Here is a 3,140-nt window from a genome sequence, read left to right on the forward strand (position 1 = left end):
TCTCTAGATGGTCAAAAAGCCGAACCAGTTGTCAAACCCAAACCAGCCCCAGCAGCAGTAACCCCGCCACCACAAAATGTCCCAGAAATTCGGACTTCCCAAAATACCATCGATTTGCGTGGTAAACGCGTGGCTGATGCTGAATACATTTTAGACAAAGCCATTTCGGAAGCTACAGGCCCAATCTGGATTATTCACGGCTATGGCACTGGTAAGCTGCGACAAGGAGTTCACGCCTTTTTGCAACAGCATTCCAGAGTGAACAACTACGAACCAGCAGAACAAGCAGATGGCGGCAGTGGTGTTACCGTTGTTCATATAAAATAAAGTTCACTTGCAAATGTTAATTCTCACAACATTTACTGTTTGCAAGTCTCTTGATTAAAAAGTTGGTGTGACTGGCTACTTCTTGTAGATTTTTCATTTTTACTCTTACTTGTAAAATTGGACACTACCAGATAAATGATACTAGTAGCCAGTAATACTCCAAATCTTGAATGCGATTCTGGAACTACTACGACTTTGCCAGAACCATTGATTGTATTTGTAAAAACACCAAAGTCATTTACCCGACGACTAGTTGTAACTAAAAAGTAATTTCGTTGAGTGGCTAATGTTCGACTGTAAACTGAAAAACAACAAGCTGAATTCTTATTGGTTCAGCAACAATGCCGAAAACCCTAGTTTTCGTTGCACTTACCCTATTCCAGAAGGTAAAAATTATACTTTCCGATACTTTTAAAACATCCTCTTAAAATCAGCTATATATATTTTCTTAGTTATTATTACTTTGTCAGGCTTTCTAGAAACTAAATTTTAAATATCCTCTCTCGCACTCAGTACTCTCTAGGATACTTGCAACAAATAGGTCATACAATGCCCCATCAAAAAGTAAACTACTAACATGGCAGCAGCAGCAAGAGCAACCAAGGTACCAGCTAACATTAGAGAAAATTCTTTACTCTCGTAAGCTTTTTCCATTAAGTGCAGCGACCACGCTACCAGGGCTACATCAAAAAGTAAAATAGGAAGCAACATATTTCTTAATATTTGTTAATACTTGTAAAATAATATTAACACCCTTTTCAGGAAGTGTGCCTAACCTTAGATGGATGTCATTAAATGAGTAATGGTGGATCAACAGAATGTTCTGACTGGCACGTTGTGATCGCGCAAGTAACTTTTAATTTCTGCTACGCTTAATTGCCCGTAATGCAACAGTGACGCGAGTAATGCGGCTTCAGCCTTACCTTCAGTGAGGGCAGTGTAGATATGTTCACAATTACCTGCACCACCAGAAGCAATGACTGGAATTTCTACAGCATCGGCAATTGCCCGTGTGATTTCAATATCATACCCAGCTTGGGTTCCATCAGCATCCATACTTGTGACTAGCAGTTCTCCGGCCCCCCGTTTTTCAACTTCCTGTGCCCACAATAGGGCATCTAAGCCTGTATTTTCTCTGCCACCCCGCACATACACATCCCAACCTGGATTTTCCGGGTTATTTCTGCGTCTGGCATCAATAGCAACAACTATGCACTGATTACCAAAGCGATCGCTTGCCCGATTAATCAAGTCTGGTTCCCGCACTGCCGCAGAATTAATACTAACCTTATCTGCGCCCGCCCGTAACAAAGCTTTAACATTTTCTAAGGATTGAATGCCACCACCTACAGTCAATGGAATAAAGACCTGTTCAGCAGTGCGGTACACCACATCTAAAATTGTAGCTCGGTCTTCATGAGTAGCTGTAATATCCAGAAATACTAACTCATCAGCACCGGCTTCGTTGTAAACCTTTGCCAGCTCTACGGGATCGCCTGCATCTTGGAGATTAACAAAGTTAACTCCTTTTACAACCCGTCCCGCCTTTACATCTAAGCACGGTAAGATTCTTTTAGATAACATAATAACTTTTGTACTTCTGGGTAATTGACCGGAATTTAAATTTTAAATTGGCGCGGGTATTCTCAAACTAAAATTTTCACGGGTATTGGAATTAGGGGAGAGGTAACAGGTGACAGGTTATAGGGAATAATCTGTACCCTGTTACCTTTACCCTGTACCCCATTCCCTGTAACTGTACCCTGTACCCCGTACCCTGTAACCTTTACCCTGTAACCTCTACCCTGTAAGAATTATGGCGATAATCTCCTCGAAAAAACAGCCTCCAGAACCCAACGGAGAACCAACGCAGCGTCGAGAGTCGGCGAAAGCACCATCCACAGAAAATATTTTGAAGCCTGAAGCTGCGATTGATGAACAAGAACAGCAGGAAGAAGGTATTCGACCGCACCGATTTGCTGATTACATTGGGCAAAAAGATTTAAAGGATGTGCTAGATATTGCCATCAAAGCAGCCAAGTCTCGTGGTGAGGTACTGGATCACTTGTTGCTGTATGGGCCGCCGGGATTGGGAAAAACCACAATGGCAATGATTTTAGCATCGGAAATGGGGGTAAATTACAAAATTACCAGTGCGCCAGCCCTAGAACGTCCACGGGATATTGTCGGGTTACTGGTGAACATGAAACCAGGAGATATTTTATTCGTTGATGAAATTCATCGCCTCTCGCGGATGACGGAGGAAATTCTCTATCCGGCGATGGAAGATTATCGCTTAGATATTACTATTGGTAAGGGTTCTAGCGCTCGGATTAGAAGTTTGCCGCTATCAAAGTTTACTCTAGTTGGTGCTACAACCCGTGTGGGTGCTTTAACTTCACCACTGCGCGATCGCTTCGGCTTGATTCAAAAACTCCGATTTTACGAAGTTGACGAACTGACCCAAATTGTACTGCGAACTGCTCAATTACTTAAAACTCCCGTTACAGAAGATGGTGCCACGGAAATTGCCCGTCGTTCACGCGGGACACCACGTATTGCTAATAGGCTACTTAAAAGAGTCCGTGATTATGCAGAAGTAAAAACATCTGGGGATATTAATGAAATAGTTGCATCCGAGGCATTGCAACTATTTCAAGTAGATACCTGCGGTTTAGATTGGACAGACCTCCAGATGCTAAAGGTCATAATTGAACAATTTAACGGCGGGCCAGTGGGATTGGAAACAATAGCAGCAGCCACAGGTGAAGATACTCAAACAATTGAAGAGGTGTACGAACCTTATCTCATGC

General features: G+C 42.6%; 4 protein-coding genes. 2 read left to right on the forward strand and 2 right to left on the reverse strand.

The genetic code is table 11. The features are described 5' to 3' along the window. Window positions 1-327, forward strand: a 327-nt coding sequence (locus IQ229_RS20535; RefSeq protein WP_194046908.1) for a Smr/MutS family protein, incomplete at its 5' end; no start/stop codon positions are given. Between the two features lie 519 nt (window positions 328-846). On the opposite strand, the gene IQ229_RS20540 is transcribed toward IQ229_RS20535, so the two are convergent. Together IQ229_RS20540 and hisF are read right to left on the reverse strand one after the other, a co-directional pair. Next, entirely contained in the window at window positions 847-1,038 is a 192-nt protein-coding gene (locus IQ229_RS20540; RefSeq protein WP_094348875.1) for a hypothetical protein, read from the reverse strand. Between the two features lie 99 nt (window positions 1,039-1,137). Further along, the gene (gene hisF, locus IQ229_RS20545; RefSeq protein ID WP_194046910.1) at window positions 1,138-1,911 is read right to left on the reverse strand and encodes an imidazole glycerol phosphate synthase subunit HisF; all 774 of its coding nucleotides are present in this window, start codon (window positions 1,909-1,911) and stop codon (window positions 1,138-1,140) included. Between the two features lie 232 nt (window positions 1,912-2,143). Between hisF and ruvB the strand changes: the two genes are divergently transcribed. Next, a partial coding sequence (gene ruvB / locus IQ229_RS20550; RefSeq protein ID WP_194046912.1) for a Holliday junction branch migration DNA helicase RuvB occupies window positions 2,144-3,140 on the forward strand: 997 nt, incomplete at its 3' end.

The sequence above is a fragment of the Nostoc cf. edaphicum LEGE 07299 genome (genome assembly GCF_015207245.1).
Taxonomy (GTDB): domain Bacteria; phylum Cyanobacteriota; class Cyanobacteriia; order Cyanobacteriales; family Nostocaceae; genus Nostoc; species Nostoc edaphicum_B.